This window comes from Thermogutta hypogea (assembly GCF_055386265.1).
Map to the genome: position 1 here is coordinate 719,572 of NZ_AP042425.1, position 19,385 is coordinate 738,956.

The following is a 19,385-nucleotide window of genomic DNA, read 5'->3' on the forward strand; positions in this document are numbered from 1 at the left end:
TTCAGGAAAGAATCGCCGCAATGCACGCGGTCGAGTAGCAAGCCAGCGTCCCCGCGATCATGGATCGCAGCCCGAGTTGAGCCAGTTCCCGGCGTCGATTGGGTACCAGGCTTCCGATTCCGCCGATCATAACTCCGATGGAACCCAGATTCGCGAAGCCGCAGATGGCATAAGTTGCGATTAGAAACGCTCGCGGGGACAGGCTTTCGCGGATCGACGTCAATTGCTGGTAGGCGATGAATTCGTTCAGCACGAGTCGCGTGCCGAGCAAGGACCCCACCGTGCCGGCATCCTGCCAGGGAACCCCCATCATCCATGCCAGCGGGGTAAAGATCCAACTCAGGATCCGCTCCATCGTCAGAGGTTGATTGCCCGGATTTCCTAACAGGCTCAAGAGCCAGTTCACCATGGCGACTAAAGCGATAAAAGCGATCAACATCGCCGCAACGTTGATTGCCAGTTTCATTCCATCCGAGGCACCACGGCAAGCGGCGTCGAGGATATTGGCGTCCAATCGCTCCACCTGGACGGCCACTTTTCCTTTTGTGAGGGAGTTTTCCAACTCGGGCACCATGATCTTGGCAAATACCAAGGCAGCCGGCGCCGAAATCAGGGATGCCGTCATGATGTGTCCGGCATCGACGCCCATCGTGACGTAGGCCGCCATGACCGTTCCGGCAATCGTGGCCATCCCCGCCGTCATCATGGCCATCAATTCCGACCGCGTCATCGTTTCCAGATAAGGGCGAACGACCAACGGGGCTTCCGTCATGCCGACGTACACGTTGGCGGAGGCGGCCAGCGATTCGGCTCCGGACACGTCCATGACCCAAACCATGATGTGGGCCATGATCCGAACCAACCACTGAAGAATCCCCAGGTGAAACAGCACCGCCGTCAGGGATGAGACGAAGATGATGACCGGCAGGACCTTGAACGCCACTTGGTGGTGCTGCCACTCCGGGCCGAAGACGAAGCTCGAACCTTGATCGACGAAGAACTGCAATCGTTCAATGAACGATCGAGCCGCGGTGAAAGCAGCGCGTCCCAGGGTCGTCCGTAATAGCAACGCCGCCATGAGGAATTGCAGCAGCAATCCGCTTGCAATCAGACGCCAGTTCATGCGGCGACGGTTCTCGGAGCCCAGCCAAGCCAGAAAAACCATCGTGAAAAGACCAAGCACGGGAGTCCAGCGTTCCATGTTGCCATCTCCGGGCGGAGTCTAACGGCATCGAAAACCAACCTCGGACAACGACCCGAGGACGCGGGGATGCATCATCGGTCTGAAGCTAATCGGCGACCAGCGGCCGTTGAGACCTTGCGTCGGTGCCTTCCGGCAACTGCTCTGCAAGTGCTGTGCAGGCAGCGGCCGCGCCGCCCGCCCATTGTGGGCGTATTCTTCCAGCGATAAAATGGGGGCTCATCGCGCTTTGGTCGTTTCCTGCGACCGCCGCGGCGAGTCTCCGCGGGCCCGTTTATCCCCGGGCTGCACCCTAGGACTATCCTCGGGCGGTATCCTTGGACGGTCGCAATCCGGGGATGTTGGGGGCGGAAAGCTCGTCGTTCGGCGACGGACCCTGACCGGTGAGAGACTGACAAACGGGGAAGAAGATGGCCAAAAGGAATCTGGTAGTTGCCCAAAGCGGGGGGCCGACGCCCGTCATCAACAACAGTCTGCGCGGAATTGTCGATGCGGCGCGCGATTTCGATGCCATTGGTACCGTTTACGGGGCCAGGCACGGCATCGAGGGCGTGTTGAAGGAGGAACTGCTCAATCTTTCCTCGCAGCCGCCGGAAGAGATCGCCTTGCTGCGTTACACGCCGGTCGCAGGCTCGATCGGAACTTGCCGCTATAAGTTGAAGCCCTCTCAAACGGAGGATTTCGATCGCGTCATCGACGTGTTCCGCGCTCACAATGTGGGATATTTCCTGTACATCGGCGGCAATGATTCGATGGATACGGCCAATAAGATCGCCCACCTCGCTCAGTCGCGAGGCTTGGACCTTGTGGCCGTCGGAGTCCCCAAGACGATCGACAACGACGTGGGCGACTCGGAGTTTCGGTTGGTGGATCACACGCCCGGCTACGGATCCACGGCCAAATATTGGACGCACATGATTCAGTACGCCAACGAGGAGAACGGGGGCTCTTGCCCGGCGGACCCGGTCCTCGTGATGCAGGCGATGGGGCGGAAGATCGGCTTCATCCCGGCCGCGGCCCGTCTGGCCGACCCTTATCGTGAAATGCCCCTACTCATTTACTTGGCGGAACGCCCCTGCTCGCTGGAGCAGATCGCCGACGAGGTCAACGACATGCTGCGGAAGCGAGGCCGCTGCCTGGTCGTGATCAGTGAAGGCTTCCACGTGGGCGACGTCGGCGAGATCAAGGACGCGTTCGGCCACACGTCGTTCAGTTCGAGCAAGTTGACCGTGGCGCAAATACTCGTCAACTACCTGAACGAAAAGGGCCTGGCCGCCAAAGGCGCCGCGCGAGGAAATGTTCCCGGCACCGATCAAAGGCATTCGATGGCCTACGCATCGACGGTGGATTTGGAGGAGGCGTACAATGTGGGCCGCGTGGCGGCCGCCTTGGCGGCCCAGGGCGCTTCGGGCTTCATGGCCACCATTCTTCGCAATCCGGGGCCGGCGTACACCGTTCGCTACGATAAAGTTCCTCTGCCCGAAGTTGCCAACAGCGAGCGAAAGTTCCCCAGCGCGTGGATCGCACCGACGGGCCATGATGTGACGGACGATTTCGTGAAATACGCCCGGCCGCTCATCGGTGAGGATATGCTCACGCTGCCCATGTGCGAAGGACGGCAACGGATGACGCGCTTCCAGCCGATCTTTGCCGAAAAGAAACTTCCCGCCTACACGCCTCAGATGGATCGCAAAGGTTAGGCGGCAGCCGGTCGGGATTCGTGCGGACCGTCCGATCGGCGGGTTCGTTACGATGTCACTACAAACTTAATTGAGGGAAAACCGATTCGAACGGCCGAAGGCCTTTGCCAAGCGAAAACGAGGGTCGCATGTTCGATTTGACGCCGAAGCACGACTTTCTAGTGGGTATCGACTCCGACGGCTGCGCGTTCGACACGATGGAGCTGAAGCACAAGGAGTGCTTCATTCCGAATATCATCTACTACTACGATCTGCAAGGCGTCAGCAAGTATGCACGCGAGGTGGCGGAGTTCGTCAACCTCTATTCCAAAAGTCGCGGCATCAACCGCTTTCCCGCCCTGATCGAGACGTTGCAGCGACTCCGGCGGCGGCCCGAGGTCAAGGCCCGCGGAGTCCCGATTCCGCTTCCGCAATCCCTCATGGATTGGATGAAGCGGGAAAAAAAGCTGGGAAACCCTGCCCTGGAACAAGCAGCGGCCGAATCCGGTGATGCGGAATTGGGAAGGGCCTTAGAATGGTCGAAGGCCGTCAATCGGAGCGTCGAATGGATGGTGCACGGTGTTCCTCCATTCCCATGCGTGCGAGAATCGCTGCAAGCTCTGGCCGACAAGGCGGACATCCTGGTGGTTTCGGCGACTCCGGAGGAGGCCCTTCGTCGGGAGTGGCAGGAACATGGGCTGGACGGTTACGTCCGTGCCATTTTGGGACAAGAGAGCGGAACGAAGAAGGACTTCTTGGCTTTGGCCGCCAAATATCCGGCCGGACATGCCCTGATGGTCGGTGATGCCCCGGGAGACCATCAGGCTGCGGTGGCCAACAAGGCGCTTTTCTTCCCGATCAATCCGGGCGACGAAGAAACCAGTTGGCGGCGGTTCCTGGAGGAGGGTTTGCAACGTTTCCTACAGGGAACATTTCTAGGGAAGTATCAGCAGGCCTTGCTGGAGGAGTTCGATCGCCGGTTGCCCGTCAATCCGCCCTGGGTGGAGGAAGCCGAGTAAGCGCGAATTCGGGCACGGTGCCGGCATTGCTCGGGCCAAGGAAATTACGCAAGTCCTCCGCGGGCACAGGTTAGGACGACTCGTTCGCCCGTCTCCGTTTGACCGCAAACAGTATGAGCAAGGAATCCCCCCCATGCCGGAACCCGTCAGAATCATGCCTTGCTTGGATATGCGCGACGGCCGCGTCGTGAAGGGCGTGCATTTTGTGGACATTCGCGACGCGGGCGACCCCGTGGAATGCGCTCGAGCGTACTGCGAGGCCGGCGCGGACGAACTGGCTCTGCTGGATATCACGGCCACCGTGGAGAATCGCGTGACCTTGCTGGACGTCGTCCGCCGTGTGGCGGAAGTCACGACCGTTCCCTTCACGGTCGGGGGCGGTATTTCCGATTTGGCTTCCGCCGCCGCCGTTTTGGACGCGGGGGCCGACAAGGTCTCCACCAGCAGTGCCGCCTTCCGCAATCCGAACCTCATCGCGGAAATGGTCAAGGAGTTTGGTGCCGAAAAGGTTACCGTCGCCATCGATGTGGACCGAAATCCTCAATTACGGTCCGGTTACGAGGTCTACATCGACGGCGGTCGTACCGCGACCGGCGCGGATGCCGTGGAATGGGCCAAACGCGCGGTGGGATACGGCGTCCGCACGTTGCTCCCTACCAGCAAAGCCGGCGACGGCGCCAAGACCGGCTACGATCTCCCCATCATTCGTCTGTTGAAGGCGGAAACCGGCGCGGAGATTGTGGCATCGGGTGGGGCGGGCACGTTAGAGCACTTCTACGACGCCGTCCAAGCCGGGGCTACCATCCTTCTGGCAGCGTCGGTCTTCCATTTTCACATGATCGACATCCCACAACTCAAGGCCTACCTGCGAGGCAGAGGGGTGCCGACGAAGTAATCGGTCGGACCTCGCAGTCCCGGTGTTTCGCCCAAACCGAACCTTGCCCTTCGCAAGCGATTCCGAATATCACCGTTTCCCAGTTTTCGCGGGTTAAGTATATTAACAGAGGTGCCCGGTCTGGGGAAACTCGGACCTTGCCGCGGAAACATGTCATCCGGGCTTGCCCGCCTTGCACGAGATTGGCACGATGTTCAACCGGCGGTTGCGAAGGACGGTTATTGCACCCCGGCGATGTGTTTGTGATGGCGGCGTGCTCGGACAACAACTCCGGCTAAAAAGCGATCATGAGTGAACTCTCCCGTAGCGCCTTTTCTCGTTTCGGCCGGTTTTTCTCGGGATTATCCGCACCCGGACGGGCTGCGGAAAGCGGCCGCGGAAAATCCCCCGGCAAGACCGGCAGGCGGCCGTATGCAGAGGCGGCTTCCCCGGCGAAAGCGACCGGCAATCCCTCCGATCGGCAAATCGGCTGGCTGCGCGAGGTGGTGGAGGCCATTGCCATCGCCTTGGTGCTCGCCTTCCTGTTTCGATCGTTCGAGGCCGAGGCGTTCGTTATTCCCACCGGATCGATGGCTCCAACGTTGATGGGGCGCCACAAGGACGTGATTTGCGATACCTGTGGGTTTCGTTTTCAAGTCGGTGCCAGTGAGGAAGTGGACAAGATCACGAATCAGCCGACGGGGCGCTGGGTAATCGGAGGTACCTGCCCGAATTGTCGCCATACCTTGCCTTTGGGTTCGAATCGGCCGGTGAAGCCGTCCACTCCGTCGTTCAAAGGAGACCGAATTCTGGTTTCCAAGTATGCCTATCACATCGCCGAGCCGAAACGCTGGGATGTTGTGGTCTTTAAGTATCCCGGCGGCGCCACGACCAACTTCATCAAGCGGTTGATCGGGCTTCCCAAGGAAACGGTTCGCATCTTTCACGGCGACATTTTCATCAAGAAGCAGGGTGATAGCGAGTTCTCCATTGCGCGAAAGCCGCCCAAGAAGATTCTGGCCATGCTTCAGCCGGTTTACGACGACGACAGGCCGTCGCGGATCCTCCTGGAAGCCGGGTGGCCCGAACGCTGGTCGGACGAGGGTTCTCCGCTTGCGGAAAGCGGGGCGGCATGGCGGTTGGATTCCGCCCGACGCGAATGGGAGTGCAGTGCCTCCGAGCAGGACGTCGCCTGGCTCCGGTATCGTCACATCGTGCCCGATTGGGATGTATGGCAGGCGATCGAGGACGGGCGGCCCGTTGCGCTCGCGGCCGCGAAACCGCAGCTCATCAGCGACTTTGTGTCGTATAACACCAACGAATCGGACGACGAGCCGTTCGCACCGGTGAGTCCGCCCCGCGGCGATCAGTTGGGGCTGCATTGGGTGGGGGATATCGCCGTCGAATTCGAGGTCGAACTGGAAAACGTGCAAAACGGTGGTGAGCTTTACGTAGAGCTGGTGAAGGGCGGTCGGGTCTTCCGGGCCGTGATTGACGCCGGTACCGGAAAGGTGCGACTCGAGGCGATTGGCGACGGCGTCACGCTCACTTCTCGAGATCACGGGAGCGATTCCGCCACTTTCGCCACTTCGTTGCGGGGGAAGGGACGCCATCTTGTGCGGTTTGCCAACGTGGACGATCAGCTCGCACTTTGGGTGGACGGTAAGACGAGCGTGTTGCCGTATGAGCGGGACGCTTGGCATGGTCCTACGCGAGCCGATCTCGAACGCCCCATTCGAATCGGCGCGCGGGCCGCGGACATTCGGGTTCGTCATCTCAAAGTCTCGCGCGACATCTACTACATCGCCCACGATGCCCGCTCGCGGTCCTTTATGCACGACTTCGACTGGAGCGAATCGCCGTACGCCCGTGTCGTCTGGAGCGGCGATGCCATGGATCGCTTCCGCCACATGGTCGCCGAGGTGATGGCCGATCCCGAGCAATGGGGCTTTCTCGGAACCGGACATCCCTTGGAATTCGAGCTGGAAGAGGATCAATTCTTTGTGTTGGGAGACAACAGCGCTCAGAGCGAGGACGGGCGATTCTGGACCAAGGAGCATTTCGTGCGGCGAGAATTGCTGGTCGGCAAGGCGTTGGCCGTGATTTGGCCGCACGCCCTGAATCACCTGCCGGGTACTTCCGTGCCGTTTCCCTTCTTCCCGAACTTCGGCGACATGCGGATCGTGCGTTGATGGTTTCGCGGCTGCTTTTTTCGGAGCCGGGCCGCGGTCGGATCGGCGGCACGGTGCATCTCAAGAGACGGAACTCATGAGGCTTTTACGATCGCTTTTGGCCACGGAAGAGATCGAATCGCCCCCGCACATTCGGCCCACGCCGGGCGCGGTCTTGGCGGTTTGCGGTCTCGTTAAGAGTTACGGCGCCCGAAAGGTCGTGGACGGCGTTAGTTTCGAGGTCTGGCCGGGCGAGATCGTCGGACTTCTGGGGCCGAACGGAGCCGGTAAGACCACCAGTTTTCGCATGACTTGCGGGCTCATCCGTCCCGACGAAGGTACCGTGTATCTGCTGGGCAAGGACGTAACGCAATGGCCTATGCATCGGCGGGCCCGCGAAGGCGGCATGGGTTATCTGGCCCAAGAGTCGAGCGTCTTCCGCAAGTTGACCGTGGAAGAAAACTTGCTGGGCATCATGGAACTGCTGGGCTTTGACAGGAAAAGCCGGGTGCTCCGGTGCCGGGAACTCTTGGAACAATTCAGCCTGACGCCGCTCCGAAAGTCGCGTGCAGGGTCGCTTTCCGGCGGGGAACGGCGGCGTCTGGAAATCGCCCGCGCCCTGGTCTCCGACCCCAAGATCATCCTCTTGGACGAACCTTTCACGGGCATCGACCCGGTCACCATCGACGCGATCCAAGCGATCATTCGGAATTTGCGAGATCGCGGCATCTCCATTCTCATCACCGATCATCAGGTCCGCGAAACGCTCCAGGTTACGGACCGCAGTTACGTGGTCCGAGCGGGACGCGTGCTTTGCCACGGCTCTCCCCAGGAAGTCCTCGAGAACGCCGAGGCACGGAAATACTACTTCGGCGACGACATGCAGCTTTCTTAGCGGGCCGAAAGAGACGCGAGCGGGGCAGGACGCTCTCGTCGCGGTCGGACGCCCATGCTTCGGCCGGGCCGTCCACTCCGGTTGCCAATAGGTCGGGCCGTGAAACCGCGCGGCCGAGTTGTGGCCGAGTTGGGCGAATTGTTACGGCATGCGCGAAACGTTATAGTGAGGAGTTCGTAGGCGAAACGATAGTGACGCTTTCGGGACCGTGGCTGGCCGGCGCGGGTACGTTCTTGCCCAAACCGGAATACCCGCTTCCCGTCGGCGCGTGCCGGGCAGCGGCGGGCCGGGATCGCGGCCAGGAGGGTATCCGTCGCGAATACGACGGACGGGTTTCAGGGCAATTTCGGATCGGTATCGGGGTTCAAGGGAGATGCGAATCATGACGGCAACGTGTGACATTGCTGTGATCGGCCTGGAGGTCATGGGACGGAATCTGGCCCTGAACATGGAAAGCCGCGGCTTCACCGTGGCCGTCTATAATCGAACAACCGAAAAGACGGACAAGTTCATGGAAGGTCCGGGCAAGGGCAAGCGCTTCACGGCCTGCCATACGCTGGAAGAGGTCGTCGCCGCCCTCAAGACGCCGCGGAAAGTGATGATGATGGTCAAGGCCGGACCGGCCGTCGATACGCTGATCGACGCACTGCTCCCCCACCTCTCGCCGGGCGACGTCATCATCGACGGGGGAAACACGCACTTTGCCGATACCGAGCGACGCACGGCCTATGTGGAGAGTAAGGGCCTGTTGTACATCGGAACGGGCGTTTCCGGAGGTGAAGAGGGCGCGCTCAAAGGTCCCAGCATGATGCCGGGCGGCAGCGAAAAGGCTTGGCCGTTAGTCAAGCCGATCTTCCAGGCGATCGCCGCCAAGGTCGGCCCGAACAACGACATTCCTTGTTGCGATTGGGTCGGGCCGCGCGGCGCCGGACACTACGTCAAAATGGTCCACAACGGCATCGAGTACGGCGACATGCAACTCATTTGCGAGGCCTATTGGCTGCTCAAGCACGTCCTCGGGCTGAATTACGACGAGTTGTACGACGTCTTCGATCGATGGTATCAAGGGGAGCTGAACAGCTACCTCATCGAAATCACCCGCGACATCTTCAGCGTCCGCGATCCCGAAGGGGACGGCTACCTTGTCGAGAAGATTCTGGACAAGGCCGGGGCCAAAGGCACGGGCAAATGGATGAGTCAATTGGCCTTGGACTTGGGGGTCCCCAGCACGCTGGTAACCGAGGCCGTTCATGCCCGGAATCTGTCCGCGATCAAGGAGGAACGCGTCCGGGCGTCCGCCCTGCTGACTGGGCCGACGCCTCAACGCTACCAGGGCGATCGCGAGCAGTTCATCGAGGACGTCCGGCAAGCCCTTTATGCCTCCAAGATCGTGAGCTATGCCCAAGGTTTCGTGCAACTGCGGGAGGCCGCCAAGGAACACCAATGGCCGCTGAATTACGGCGGAATCGCCATGCTGTGGCGAGGCGGCTGCATCATTCGGGCGGTGTTTCTGGAACGCATCAAGGAGGCCTACGGCGAACGTCCCGACTTGGAGAATCTGCTCTTGGCGGGATACTTCCGCCAGGCCGTGGAAAAGGCGCAACAACCTTGGCGGCGCGTGATTTGTACCGCCGTCGAAATGGGAATTCCGACTCCGGCGTTCTCCACCGCGATCGCATATTATGACGGCTACCGTTCCGCCGTTCTGCCGGCGAATCTCCTTCAGGCGCAACGCGACTACTTCGGTGCTCATACCTATGAGCGGGTGGATAAGCCGGGACAAGGGCCTTTCCATAGCGATTGGCTTGCCTTGCGGCGACCTCCGAAGAATTGACGCGAGGTTTGGAATACGATTGGAACGATACCTGTCTGCGAGAGGATATTTCGATGTCGATCAAGGACTATCTTTACGAGCTGTTTAACCTGGAAGGGCAAGTCGCCGTCGTGATCGGCGGAGCGGGCGAGCTGGGCGGGGCGATCTGTGAAGGAATCCTTCGCGCGGGTGCCCACGTCGTCGTCGCCGACCTCGGCGAGGATGCGTGCCGACGTCGCGTCGATCTCCTCCGCAAGTTCGGGGACCGTGTAAGCTATGCCCTTGTGGATGTTACCAACCGACGGTCCCTGGAAGGATTGTTGGAAGAGGCACTGAAGATCAAAGGCCGGGTCGAAATTCTCGTCAACTGTGCGGGAATCAACGCCGGTACATCCTTCCTGGAAGCCGATCCGGTCCTCTGGGACAAGATTATGGCCGTCAACTTGAAGGGCGTGTTCGAGGCGTGCCAGGTGTTCATCAAGCACATGCTGCCGGCGGGCGGAGGTGCCATCCTGAACATCGGTTCCGTGACGTCGCATTTGCCCCTTTCGCGGGTTTTCGCCTACGCCGCATCCAAGGCCGCGGTTGTGAACCTGACCAAGAATATCGCTCAAGAGTTCGGGGATAAGGGGATTCGGGTCAACGCCATTTGCCCGGGTTTCTTCCCGGCCGAGCAGAACCGTCGCCTATTGGACGAGGAGCGCGTGCGAAACATCATGGACGGCACGCCCATGCACCGCTTCGGTGAGCCTCACGAGTTGATCGGCGCCGCACTGCTGTTGCTGTCGCCTAAGGCGGGCAGCTATATCACCGGGGCGGCATTCAATGTGGACGGCGGTTTCACGGCGGCGTGGTTCTGATACCGCCGGGCGGTCCGCTGATCGGGTGAGAATTGCGACACGGCTTCGGTCACGGCACGTCTTCCCGGCCGAAGGCGGCGAGCCGGAATTCAACCGGGCCGACTGAGGCTGAAGATGGGCAACAAAAGGGCCAATCCGATGGTCCCCACCACGCCGCCCATCACGATGATCATCGCCGGTTCGATCAGACTGACGGCCGTTTTCACCGAGGTCTCCAACTCCCGGTCGTAGAACGCCGCCGTCTTGGAGAGGACTTGATCCAGTTTTCCGGTCGCCTCGCCGGCCGCCACCATCTGCACCAAAAGGCGCGGAAAGATTTCGTGCCGTCGCAGTGCTTCGCCGAGGCTTTTGCCCTCGACCAAATCACGGTTGACTTCGTCCCAGGCGGCTTTATGCAGGCTGTTGCCTGCGGTGTCGCCGGTCAGTTCGACGGCATCGAGCAGCGGCACACCGGCCCCGAGCATCGTGCCCAGGATGCGCACGCAGCGGCACAAGATGATCTTCCGGTAAATGGGGCCGATGACCGGTAGAGACAGTTTGGCGCGGTCCAGCCATCTCCGTCCCGCCTCGGTTTGTTTCAGTCCCCACCAGCTACCGGCCAGGGCCAGTGCCGCGCCCAGCAAGTAGGGATAGTTGCGGGTCACGATATCGGACGCCCGCAACACGGCCTTGGTAACCGTGGGCAATTCCATGCGGCGGGATTCGAAAACCGGGACGAATCTCGGCAGCACGAACGTAAGCAAGAAGATCGTGACCGCAACGGCGACGACCAGCATGACGCATGGATAGATCATGGCCGCACGGATCTTGCCGCGCGTCTCGTGTTCGGCTTGAAGGCTTGCGGCGACGCGAACCAGCATTTCGCCCAACGCCCCCGTTTTCTCTCCCGCCCGCACCAACGCCACGTAGACCTGATCGAAGACGTCATCATGTCGGGCCAGGGCGGTGGAGAGGTCTTCTCCCCCTTCCACCCGGGCCTTGACGTCCATGAGGATGCCCTTCAATCGGGGATTGCGTTCCTCTTCGATCGCCGCCGCCAAGGCCGGGGCCAGCGAGATGCCGGCGTCGGTCAAGATGGCCAATTGATTGGTGGCGTAGATCAATTCGCTGCGACGTACGCGGCGAAAAAGAGCGATCCCATCGTCCTGGTCCTCTTCGTCCTCGGCTTCCACTTCCAAGGGTAGCAGGCCTTCCCGCTTCAACTGGGCGGAAACATCGCCTTCGGACTCGCCGCGGATCGAGCCTTCGATGATCTTTCCCAGCGGGGTCTTCGCACGGTAGGTGAACGAAACGGACATGGCCGCATTTTCCTACTGATTTGGGATTCCATCGACGGCGTCGTGCCGGGTGAAATCGAACACACGGGGCGGTTCGGCTTGGGGACCGCGCATCGACTACTCGATGGGGCGCTGGAGCCTCGGGTCCGTCGGTGCCGTCTCTCCGCCGGATACCAAGCTCATTCTCGCTCCAGTTGCGACAGACCGGCCCAATCGCCGATATCCCCGACCGCATGCAATACCTCTTCCACCGTTGTCAGTCCCTCTTGGACCTTGCGGAAACCGTCTTGCCGCAAGTTGATCATCCCTTGCGTCTCGGCGGCCTTTCGGACCTGGTGCGCACTGGCGCCGGCGACGATCATATCTCGGATTTCGTCGTTGAGAATCAACAGTTCGTGGATGCCCACGCGGCCGCGGTAGCCCGTATTGCGGCAGTTGCGGCAGCCCACGCCTTTGAAGAAGGACTCGGCGGCGTAGCCCATCCGCTCCAAAGCCTTGCGTAAAGGGCGGGGCGGATCGTACGGATGCTTGCACTTGGAGCAGATGCGCCGCACCAGGCGTTGTGCCAGCACGGCGTTCAATGCGGCTGCGATCAGGTAGGTCTCGATCCCCATGTTCGCCAATCGCGTGACGGCGGAGGCTGCGTCGTTGGTATGCAGCGTGCTGAACACCAGGTGGCCCGTCAAAGCCGCCTGGATCGCGGTCCGCGCAGTCTCCTCGTCCCGAATCTCGCCGACCATGATGACGTCCGGATCCTGCCGCAAGAGGGTCCGCAAGGCCTTGGAAAAGGTCAGCCCGATGCGTTCCTGCACCTGGAATTGATTGACTAACGGCAAGTGATATTCGACCGGATCCTCGACCGTGCAGATGTTCGCCTCCATGGACGAAATCGCATTGAGACAGCCGTACAAGGTCGTGGATTTGCCGCTGCCCGTGGGGCCGGTCGCCAACACAATGCCGTTGGGCGCGCGAATGAGGGCCTTGAGTCTCGCTAGGGTGTCCTCCGCGAATCCCAGGTCTTCCAAGTTGAGGGACACCACGCGGGTATCCAGCACGCGAATCACCGTCTTCTCGCCGCGTTGCGAGGGAAAGGTGTTGACGCGCAGATCGATCTTGCGGCCGTCCAAAAGCACGTTGACGCGGCCGTCCTGCGGCAGCCTGCGTTCGCTGATATCCAGCGAAGCCATGATCTTGATGCGGCTGGTGACGGCGTTGATGAGATGGGCCGGCACCTCGAGCGCCTTGTACAATCGCCCGTCGACGCGGTAGCGCACCCGCACGCAGCGATCGGCAGGCTCGATGTGGATATCGCTGGCGCCTTCCTTCACCGCGTTGTAAATGATGTAGTTCACAAGGCGAATCACCGGCGATTGACCGGCCACGTCCGCCACGTCGCCGATGTCCTCGATCGCCTCTTCGATCAGGGTCACATCGGCGTTTTCCGAGCCTTCAATGATATCCTCGATCACGAATACGGCGGAGTTGGGAAGCGAACCGATCATCCGCCGGATATCGCGGACGGTCGCAACGACGGTTTGCACCCGCAGCTTCGTCAGGGATTCGATCTCTTGAATCAGGAAGAGATTGGAGGGTTCGGCCACCGCGACGGTCAGCGTCTCGCGGATCTTGAACAGGGGCAGGACCAAATTATTCTCAATGTACTCGCGGGGCAACACGTCGACGATCTTGGCGTCGAAGAGACGCAGTTCGAGCCGGGCGAACGGCAGGCCGTACTCCTCGGCCAAACATTCGGCAATCTGTTCTTCCGAACAATATCCCAGTTCGACCAGGAGTTCGCCGAGCAGTTTGGTGCGTCCCGACTGCCGTTGTGCATCCAAGGCGGCGCGGAGCTGATCCTCGCGCAGATAGCCTTTCTCCAGCAACAAGTCACCAAGCCGGCGACGCGAAGTCGCGCCGACCGCCGCTTCCGTCATGGAGAAGGAAATCGATTTCGGATGCATCGCTCTACGCCTTGGGGACGCGCCGCTGCGTCCGTGGTGTTCGTGCGGCGGGGTCAGGAGCCCCGACTACAGGCCCGCCCGAAAGCTCTTGACGGCCTCCACGAGTCCGGAGAATACCTCCAATTCCCGATCCAGTCGTGTGATTTCCAAAATCTTACGATTGACGGCGTTCGCGGTGGCAACCTTGAGGTCGCCGCCGCGACTCCGCAAAAGCTCTTGCAGGTTCAGCAACATCGTCAAGCCCTGGCTGTCGATGCTCTCCGTATCGTCCAGATCGGCCACAACTCGGCAAGCCCCCGTGCTTTCGATGCATTGCCGCACCGAGTCGGCCGTCTCTTCGCTGAATTCCTCCGGCGTGTGTACCACGAGGACGTCGCCGAAGACCTCGGTTTGGATATTCATAGAGGTTACCTCTCACGGGTTGCTTTCCGTCGCCTCCGCGCCGCGCCGACGTGTGTCCCGTTCGACGGAAAAGCGGAAACCGTCATGCGGGGGTTTCGACCTCAAGTAGGGCCTTGGCTCGGGCCAGGATTTCGCGCGGGCTGAAAGGCTTCACCATGACATCCACGACCCCCAAGATTTCCTGTAGCATCCGTTTGTCCAGTTCCAGACCCTTCGCGGTCAGCATAATGACGGGCAAACCCGCGAATCGCTCGTCCGCGCGTAGTTTCCGCAGCAGCCCGATTCCGTCCAGCCGCGGCATTTGGTAGTCGCTGATAATGAGATCCGGGCACTCGCGGCATGCGGCTTCCCAAGCAGCCTCGCCGTCGCCCGCCGTAATCACGCGAAAGCCGGCGCCGCGCAATTTGAATTCCGCCGCCTTCAAGATCGCCGGTTCGTCATCGCACAGCAAAATCGTCTTTCCCACGGACATGCTCTTTTCCTTGCGTTGATTCGAAATCACCCCGCGGCGGGCACGGTTTGGTGGGAGGCCCGCGGCAGCAAGACGCGGAACGTGCTGCCTTCACCCAATCGGCTGGCTACCGACATCTTGCCGCGATGAACGTCTTCCACGATGTGTTTGGCCAAAGGTAGTCCCAGTCCGGTCCCAGAGGCCATATCTTTATTGCGATCGACGCGATAGAACCGCTCGAAGATGCGCTCGCAGTCCTCGGGGGTAAGCCCCACGCCCGTATCAGCGACTTCGAAAAGCACGCTGTCATCGTCCAGGCGGCTGCGGAGAGTCACCGTACCGCCGTCCGGCGTATACTTCACAGCGTTGGAGAGCAAGTTGATCGCCGCCTGAAGAAGCAGGTCTTTGTCCGCCAGCACGGGCAAGTACAGCGGACTGAGTTCCCGGCGCAACGTGATTTGCTTGAGGCCGGCCTGCGGCTCCACCACCCTGGCCGCCTCTTCCAACAGATCGTTCAGCGACTGGGGCTCTTTGTTGACCTTGATGATGCCGGCCTCGATCCGGGCCAAGTTCAGAAGGTTTTCGATCAGCCGTTGGAGCCGCGTGGTCTGAGCATCAATGATGGCGAGAAATTCGTCTCGGGTCTCTTCATCGCTTCCCTCGCCGTCCGCCAAGAGTTCCACATAGGCCCGGATGGCGGAGAGCGGCGTTTTCATTTCATGACTGACCGACGACACGAATTCGGCGTGTCGGCGCCGGAGATCGCACAAGGCGGCCAGATCACGAAACACGATGACGTTGAACGCTTTCTCTTCGTCGGCGCCCGTCGGATCGCCCTGAAGCTAGGAGCGGTACAGATGGATTTGAAAGCTCCGCTTGGTTCCGTCGGCTGTCTCGCATTCCCACGCGGTCCCTTGCTCGACGGCGTTCTTGCGACGCAGCATGGCCGAGAGCAGTTCCCACAACGACTCGGCCCGCAGGATCGTCCCCAAGGCTCGTCCCTCGGCCGAATCGGCGTCCATCGCGAATAGCCGCCTTGCCGACCGGTTGGCGAAGCTGACGTTCTGCGCGGCATCGCAAATCAAGATCGGATCGGGCACCAAATCGAGAACTTTTTTCAAACCGGCCAATTCCGCGGTCAATCGCCCGTATTTGATTTCCAAGGCGGTATGCAGTTCCGCACGCTGCGAGGTTGCCGCCGCGGCGTCCGACAGTCGCCGGGCGAGCGCGATCAGCACGGAATCGAAAGGCTCTCCGATGCTCGCACGTACGGCGAAATCGCCGTCCTCGTCGCCGTGTTCCGCGGCCGCAACCAGATCCGCCAGGCAATCGGCCAGTCGTCGCTCACGGCGACGCATCACGGCATAAACCAACCACGCCGCCGCGGTCGCCGAGAGGATCACCGCCGTCGATGCCGCAAGCCACAACAATCCGCCGCCCGAGATCGACGAAGGCGTACCGCTCCACATTCCCCACAGAGAACCGACCGACGACATCAAGTGCGGTCCTTGCTCGAACAACGTCATGGACGAGAATCCCTTCACTCCCTCGATTTTCCCCCGTTTGCAGGGGACTTCTTGTGCGCGCGGGACAAAACCGCACCGACGCGAATAGTACGGCTCGCGCGCGAGACGACCTCAAAGGGGCGATGCGCTCGGGGCGGTTTCGCGCAAAGGCGACGGCGCGGTCTCGCTACAGGCCCAGTTGAGAGGCCCTCTCGAAATAGCGTCTCGCCTCTTGCGGTTGATGCAGCTTTTCCGCCGTGCACCCCAAGAAAAGGTAGGTCAGGGGGAGGGTGTTGTCCAATTCCAAAGATCGCAGCAATACCCGTTCGGCATCGGAAAATCGGCCTAAACGGTAGAAAGCTAAACCCAGGACCTGGTAAAGCCGGGCATCCGGAGGTAAATCCCTCAGAATCGGTGCAATCTTATCTACCACGATGTCCGCGCGGTTGACGCGTAACAATTGAACGGCCGCCGCGTGCACCATGATCGGATCGCGGCCATGCCGTGCAAGTAGATCCTCCAGTCGTACCAAAGCGGCAGGGTCGTCTCCCCCAACGATGTCGTCGATCACCTCGCGGAGCCTCTCTTCCCACGGCGCAAGGTTGTCGTCAGGCGTGCCGCGGTCATTCTCGGCCGGAATCTCCGCCGTCGCGGGCACGACCGCCGATCGGCCGGAACTCGAATCGCTTGCCTTGGCGGTGGAAATGGTCGCATTCTCGGCCGACAAGGCAGCCGCATAGCGTTGCCGAAAATCGCGGCGAACCTGCTCCCGACGCTGCAACCTTTGGTTGGTAATGTCGGCGGCTGAGGCCGTCGGTGCCGTGGAAAAGAGCGGGGCTTTCGGGCGGGGCGAGGTGCTTCGGCATCCGGCCAAGACGCCGAGACAGGACGCCAGCGCAAGCCCGGCAATGACGGGCGCGGGAGCACGGCGATGGGAGTTAAGAGACGTGGGCGTCACGGCTGTCGGACCTCGCCGGGGGAGCCGCCGGGCGGCGGAGGCGGTGAAGGCAAGGGCGGCGCCGGCGGTGTCGCCTCCAAGGCATCGAGAATCGCCGGCGGCAATTGATCGCCGTCCAAAGCGGTCGGAGAAAGCAAGAATGCATCGTCGGCGGATTCGGGAGGGCAGACGCCTTCAAGCGAATCACGCAAGGCGATGGCTTCGAGATTGGTCGGGTCGAAATGCACGGCCAACCGTGCGAATCGCAGCGCGATCACCGGGCGTCCCGCCGCCGAAGCCTCGCGCGCCCGCTGCAGGTAGTGGCGAGCCGCCGATCGCTTGCCCAACGGACTCATGCTTTCTGCATAGGTCTGCTGTCGATTCGCATTCTCCAATGCGGCACGCTTGCCCTCGGCCGCCAATTGATAGTCGCCCATGATGTGCGGCGTGATGAGTACGATGATCTCCTGCTTGGTCGTGGTCTCGGTCTTATTGCGAAAGGCCGCGCCCACCAACGGAAGATTCCCCAAGAACGGGAGTTGCGAACTGGTGGTTTGCAGGTCTTCTCGCATCAGGCCGCCGATGATCACCGTGACGCCGTCGGGAACCATGATGTTGGTCGTGACTTGGGTGGTATCCTTATTGGGAACCGTGAAGTTGTTGGTGATTTGCACGGCCCCCGTGGAAAGCTCCGGATGCACCTCCATGCGGATCAAACCGTCGTTGGATATGAACGGTCGGATGATGAGTTGGGCGCCGACTTTCAAGAAATCCACGGTCTGCGACGCGCTGGTCTCCGTGATGGTGGTGCTGACGTAACCCAACTCCTTTCCGATCAGAATCTCCGCGCGGTGTTTGTTGAGAACCAGCAATCTCGGACTGGCAATGACGTTGGTATCCCCGATGGACTCGAGGGCGGTGATGAAGCTGGAGACGCTGGCGTCCAAATAGGCGACCTTCAAGCCGCCGTCGAAGCTGACCTTCTCCAGATCATTGGGCGGAAGGCCCCAACCGAGGCGTATGTGTCCCTTGTTGCGGAGGAGTTCGAAGCTGACGCCGAATTGATCCTTGTCGTCGAGGTTCACGCTGACGATCATGGCCTCGATGGCGACCTGGGCGGGCCGAACATCCACTTCTTGCACGATGTGATCGATCTGCCGCAGCACGGTTTCGTAATCGCGGACGAGTACGATGTCGACGCCCGCGTAGGCGTTTCCGCCGGCCTTGGTGGGGTCGGGCGCAATTCCGATTTCGGCGGCCGTGGACAGAGTGACCTTTCCCGTCTCCGGCGTCAGGATCGGCTCGACTAGGGCCTTGATCTCTTCCGCGGTTACGTAGTTGGGGCGATAGATGCGAGTGGCCACCACGTCCTTGTTTTGGAGCATGCTTTGAATGTCAGCCGGCGTCCCGACATAGACGACGTCGCCCTGCCGATGCATCGCCAAGCCGTGCGCGGCGATGACCGCGGAGAAGGCGTCGTCGGGCGACAATCCGTTGAGGGAGGCCGTTACCGTGCCCTGTACGTTGCTCGACATCAGCACATTGAGGTTCATTTGCCGAGCCAGGGCGTGCAACGCGTCCCGGAGGTCGGTTTCGCGAAATTGCATCACCAAGGGATCGACGAGGGCGACCTCGGCTCCTTGGGACCGACTCGGTGTCGCAACGAACGGTGCCTTGGGCAATGGCACCACCTCTTGCATTGCGACGGTTTCCACCCCGCTGCGACCGGGCGGATCTCCCGAGGCGGCTTCATCGCAGGGGATGACCGTCGCCCCCAGGCTCTGCGCGGACAACCCTTGGTTGGGCGTCGCGTCACGGCCGGGGAGATCGAAAACCGGAGGAGCGTCCGCAGGGGCCCACTCCGGAAAAATCGCGGTGCCGCAGGAGGCGTTGGTGCATACCGAGTTTATTGCCGGTACGGTGGGGCGGCGGTTGGTCGAGCCGCTCTCGCAACTGGTGTCGTCGGAGCGGTTCGGCGGCGTAGGGGCGACGCTGCCTTGAGGAGCGGAACGAGGCGTTGTCGCGGCGAGGGGCGAAGGCGATGGGGCGTTGCCCGCCGGTTCACATGGGGAGGCGCTCAATTCTTGCGGCTTCAATTCTCGAGACGGGTCTCGAGACGGGGCCGCGGCCGTCGAAGACGCTGCCGCTATGGGCCGGTACGGATCGTCCTTGGGAAGAATGAGGCTGGTGATGTGATATGGGCCGTGGTTGGCGGAAGGGGCGTCGGGAAGGGGAACCATCCCAAGCGAGAGCAACACCGCCAAGGCGACGCCCGCCGCGCCGAAAGCGCTCATCACCAGGATTTGCAGTAGAGCTTTCATGGTCATCCTTGACCGGAGT

16 protein-coding genes are annotated in these 19,385 nt (G+C 61.1%); 7 read left to right on the forward strand and 9 right to left on the reverse strand.

The features are described 5' to 3' along the window. Position 1 precedes the first annotated feature (1 nt). Positions 2–1,201: a NupC/NupG family nucleoside CNT transporter gene (locus tag ACZ5B4_RS02395; RefSeq protein WP_464912846.1), complete on the reverse strand. Its 1,200-nt coding sequence runs from the start codon at positions 1,199–1,201 to the stop codon at positions 2–4. A 410-nt stretch (positions 1,202–1,611) separates the two neighbouring features. On the opposite strand from ACZ5B4_RS02395, the gene ACZ5B4_RS02400 reads away from it, so the two are divergent. The 7 genes from ACZ5B4_RS02400 (at position 1,612) to ACZ5B4_RS02430 (ending at position 10,512) form a co-directional block, all read left to right on the forward strand. Then, positions 1,612–2,901, forward strand: coding sequence for a diphosphate--fructose-6-phosphate 1-phosphotransferase (locus ACZ5B4_RS02400; protein ID WP_464912847.1), 1,290 nt, complete (start codon positions 1,612–1,614; stop codon positions 2,899–2,901). Positions 2,902–3,029: 128 nt separating this feature from the next. Then, complete coding sequence (locus ACZ5B4_RS02405; protein ID WP_464912848.1) at positions 3,030–3,899, forward strand: HAD family hydrolase; 870 nt, start codon at positions 3,030–3,032, stop codon at positions 3,897–3,899. Positions 3,900–4,032: 133 nt separating this feature from the next. Continuing rightward, the gene (gene hisF / locus ACZ5B4_RS02410; protein WP_464912849.1) at positions 4,033–4,794 is read left to right on the forward strand and encodes an imidazole glycerol phosphate synthase subunit HisF; all 762 of its coding nucleotides are present in this window, start codon (positions 4,033–4,035) and stop codon (positions 4,792–4,794) included. 287 nt (positions 4,795–5,081) lie between these two features. Next, positions 5,082–6,965, forward strand: a complete 1,884-nt coding sequence (lepB, locus tag ACZ5B4_RS02415; protein ID WP_464912850.1) for a signal peptidase I — start codon at positions 5,082–5,084, stop codon at positions 6,963–6,965. A gap of 76 nt (positions 6,966–7,041) precedes the next feature. After that, positions 7,042–7,839: an LPS export ABC transporter ATP-binding protein gene (gene lptB / locus ACZ5B4_RS02420; RefSeq protein ID WP_464912851.1), complete on the forward strand. Its 798-nt coding sequence runs from the start codon at positions 7,042–7,044 to the stop codon at positions 7,837–7,839. 382 nt (positions 7,840–8,221) lie between these two features. Further along, on the forward strand, positions 8,222–9,673 hold the full coding sequence (gene gnd, locus ACZ5B4_RS02425; protein WP_464912852.1) for a decarboxylating NADP(+)-dependent phosphogluconate dehydrogenase: 1,452 nt from the start codon (positions 8,222–8,224) through the stop codon (positions 9,671–9,673). 53 nt (positions 9,674–9,726) lie between these two features. After that, positions 9,727–10,512, forward strand: a complete 786-nt coding sequence (locus tag ACZ5B4_RS02430; RefSeq protein WP_464912853.1) for an SDR family NAD(P)-dependent oxidoreductase — start codon at positions 9,727–9,729, stop codon at positions 10,510–10,512. An 89-nt stretch (positions 10,513–10,601) separates the two neighbouring features. On the opposite strand, the gene ACZ5B4_RS02435 is transcribed toward ACZ5B4_RS02430, so the two are convergent. The 8 genes from ACZ5B4_RS02435 to ACZ5B4_RS02470 form a co-directional block, all read right to left on the reverse strand. Further along, complete coding sequence (locus ACZ5B4_RS02435) at positions 10,602–11,810, reverse strand: type II secretion system F family protein (protein ID WP_464912854.1); 1,209 nt, start codon at positions 11,808–11,810, stop codon at positions 10,602–10,604. Between the two features lie 158 nt (positions 11,811–11,968). Beyond that, the gene (locus ACZ5B4_RS02440; protein WP_464912855.1) at positions 11,969–13,750 is read right to left on the reverse strand and encodes a GspE/PulE family protein; all 1,782 of its coding nucleotides are present in this window, start codon (positions 13,748–13,750) and stop codon (positions 11,969–11,971) included. A gap of 66 nt (positions 13,751–13,816) precedes the next feature. Continuing rightward, positions 13,817–14,152, reverse strand: coding sequence for an STAS domain-containing protein (locus tag ACZ5B4_RS02445; RefSeq protein ID WP_464912856.1), 336 nt, complete (start codon positions 14,150–14,152; stop codon positions 13,817–13,819). 82 nt (positions 14,153–14,234) lie between these two features. Continuing rightward, entirely contained in the window at positions 14,235–14,624 is a 390-nt protein-coding gene (locus ACZ5B4_RS02450) for a response regulator transcription factor (protein WP_464912857.1), read from the reverse strand. 26 nt (positions 14,625–14,650) lie between these two features. Further along, a complete protein-coding gene (locus tag ACZ5B4_RS02455) occupies positions 14,651–15,394 on the reverse strand; it encodes a sensor histidine kinase (RefSeq protein WP_464912858.1) in 744 nt (247 codons plus the stop codon). A gap of 51 nt (positions 15,395–15,445) precedes the next feature. After that, positions 15,446–16,129, reverse strand: coding sequence for a PAS domain-containing protein (locus ACZ5B4_RS02460; RefSeq protein WP_464912859.1), 684 nt, complete (start codon positions 16,127–16,129; stop codon positions 15,446–15,448). A 166-nt stretch (positions 16,130–16,295) separates the two neighbouring features. After that, on the reverse strand, positions 16,296–17,066 hold the full coding sequence (locus tag ACZ5B4_RS02465) for a hypothetical protein (protein WP_464912860.1): 771 nt from the start codon (positions 17,064–17,066) through the stop codon (positions 16,296–16,298). Further along, positions 17,063–19,366: a type II secretion system protein GspD gene (locus ACZ5B4_RS02470; RefSeq protein ID WP_464912861.1), complete on the reverse strand. Its 2,304-nt coding sequence runs from the start codon at positions 19,364–19,366 to the stop codon at positions 17,063–17,065. The genes ACZ5B4_RS02465 and ACZ5B4_RS02470 overlap by 4 nt, the downstream gene beginning before the upstream one ends. Positions 19,367–19,385 lie beyond the last annotated feature (19 nt).

Bases quoted from the DNA above. Each gene is read 5' to 3' on its own strand.
- ACZ5B4_RS02395 (WP_464912846.1), bottom strand. From the start codon at position 1,201: ATGGAACGCTGGACTCCCGTGCTTGGTCTTTTCACGATGGTTTTTCTG.
- ACZ5B4_RS02400 (WP_464912847.1), top strand. From the start codon at position 1,612: ATGGCCAAAAGGAATCTGGTAGTTGCCCAAAGCGGGGGGCCGACGCCC.
- ACZ5B4_RS02405 (WP_464912848.1), top strand. From the start codon at position 3,030: ATGTTCGATTTGACGCCGAAGCACGACTTTCTAGTGGGTATCGACTCC.
- hisF (WP_464912849.1), top strand. From the start codon at position 4,033: ATGCCGGAACCCGTCAGAATCATGCCTTGCTTGGATATGCGCGACGGC.
- lepB (WP_464912850.1), top strand. From the start codon at position 5,082: ATGAGTGAACTCTCCCGTAGCGCCTTTTCTCGTTTCGGCCGGTTTTTC.
- lptB (WP_464912851.1), top strand. From the start codon at position 7,042: ATGAGGCTTTTACGATCGCTTTTGGCCACGGAAGAGATCGAATCGCCC.
- gnd (WP_464912852.1), top strand. From the start codon at position 8,222: ATGACGGCAACGTGTGACATTGCTGTGATCGGCCTGGAGGTCATGGGA.
- ACZ5B4_RS02430 (WP_464912853.1), top strand. From the start codon at position 9,727: ATGTCGATCAAGGACTATCTTTACGAGCTGTTTAACCTGGAAGGGCAA.
- ACZ5B4_RS02435 (WP_464912854.1), bottom strand. From the start codon at position 11,810: ATGTCCGTTTCGTTCACCTACCGTGCGAAGACCCCGCTGGGAAAGATC.
- ACZ5B4_RS02440 (WP_464912855.1), bottom strand. From the start codon at position 13,750: ATGCATCCGAAATCGATTTCCTTCTCCATGACGGAAGCGGCGGTCGGC.
- ACZ5B4_RS02445 (WP_464912856.1), bottom strand. From the start codon at position 14,152: ATGAATATCCAAACCGAGGTCTTCGGCGACGTCCTCGTGGTACACACG.
- ACZ5B4_RS02450 (WP_464912857.1), bottom strand. From the start codon at position 14,624: ATGTCCGTGGGAAAGACGATTTTGCTGTGCGATGACGAACCGGCGATC.
- ACZ5B4_RS02460 (WP_464912859.1), bottom strand. From the start codon at position 16,129: ATGACGTTGTTCGAGCAAGGACCGCACTTGATGTCGTCGGTCGGTTCT.
- ACZ5B4_RS02470 (WP_464912861.1), bottom strand. From the start codon at position 19,366: ATGAAAGCTCTACTGCAAATCCTGGTGATGAGCGCTTTCGGCGCGGCG.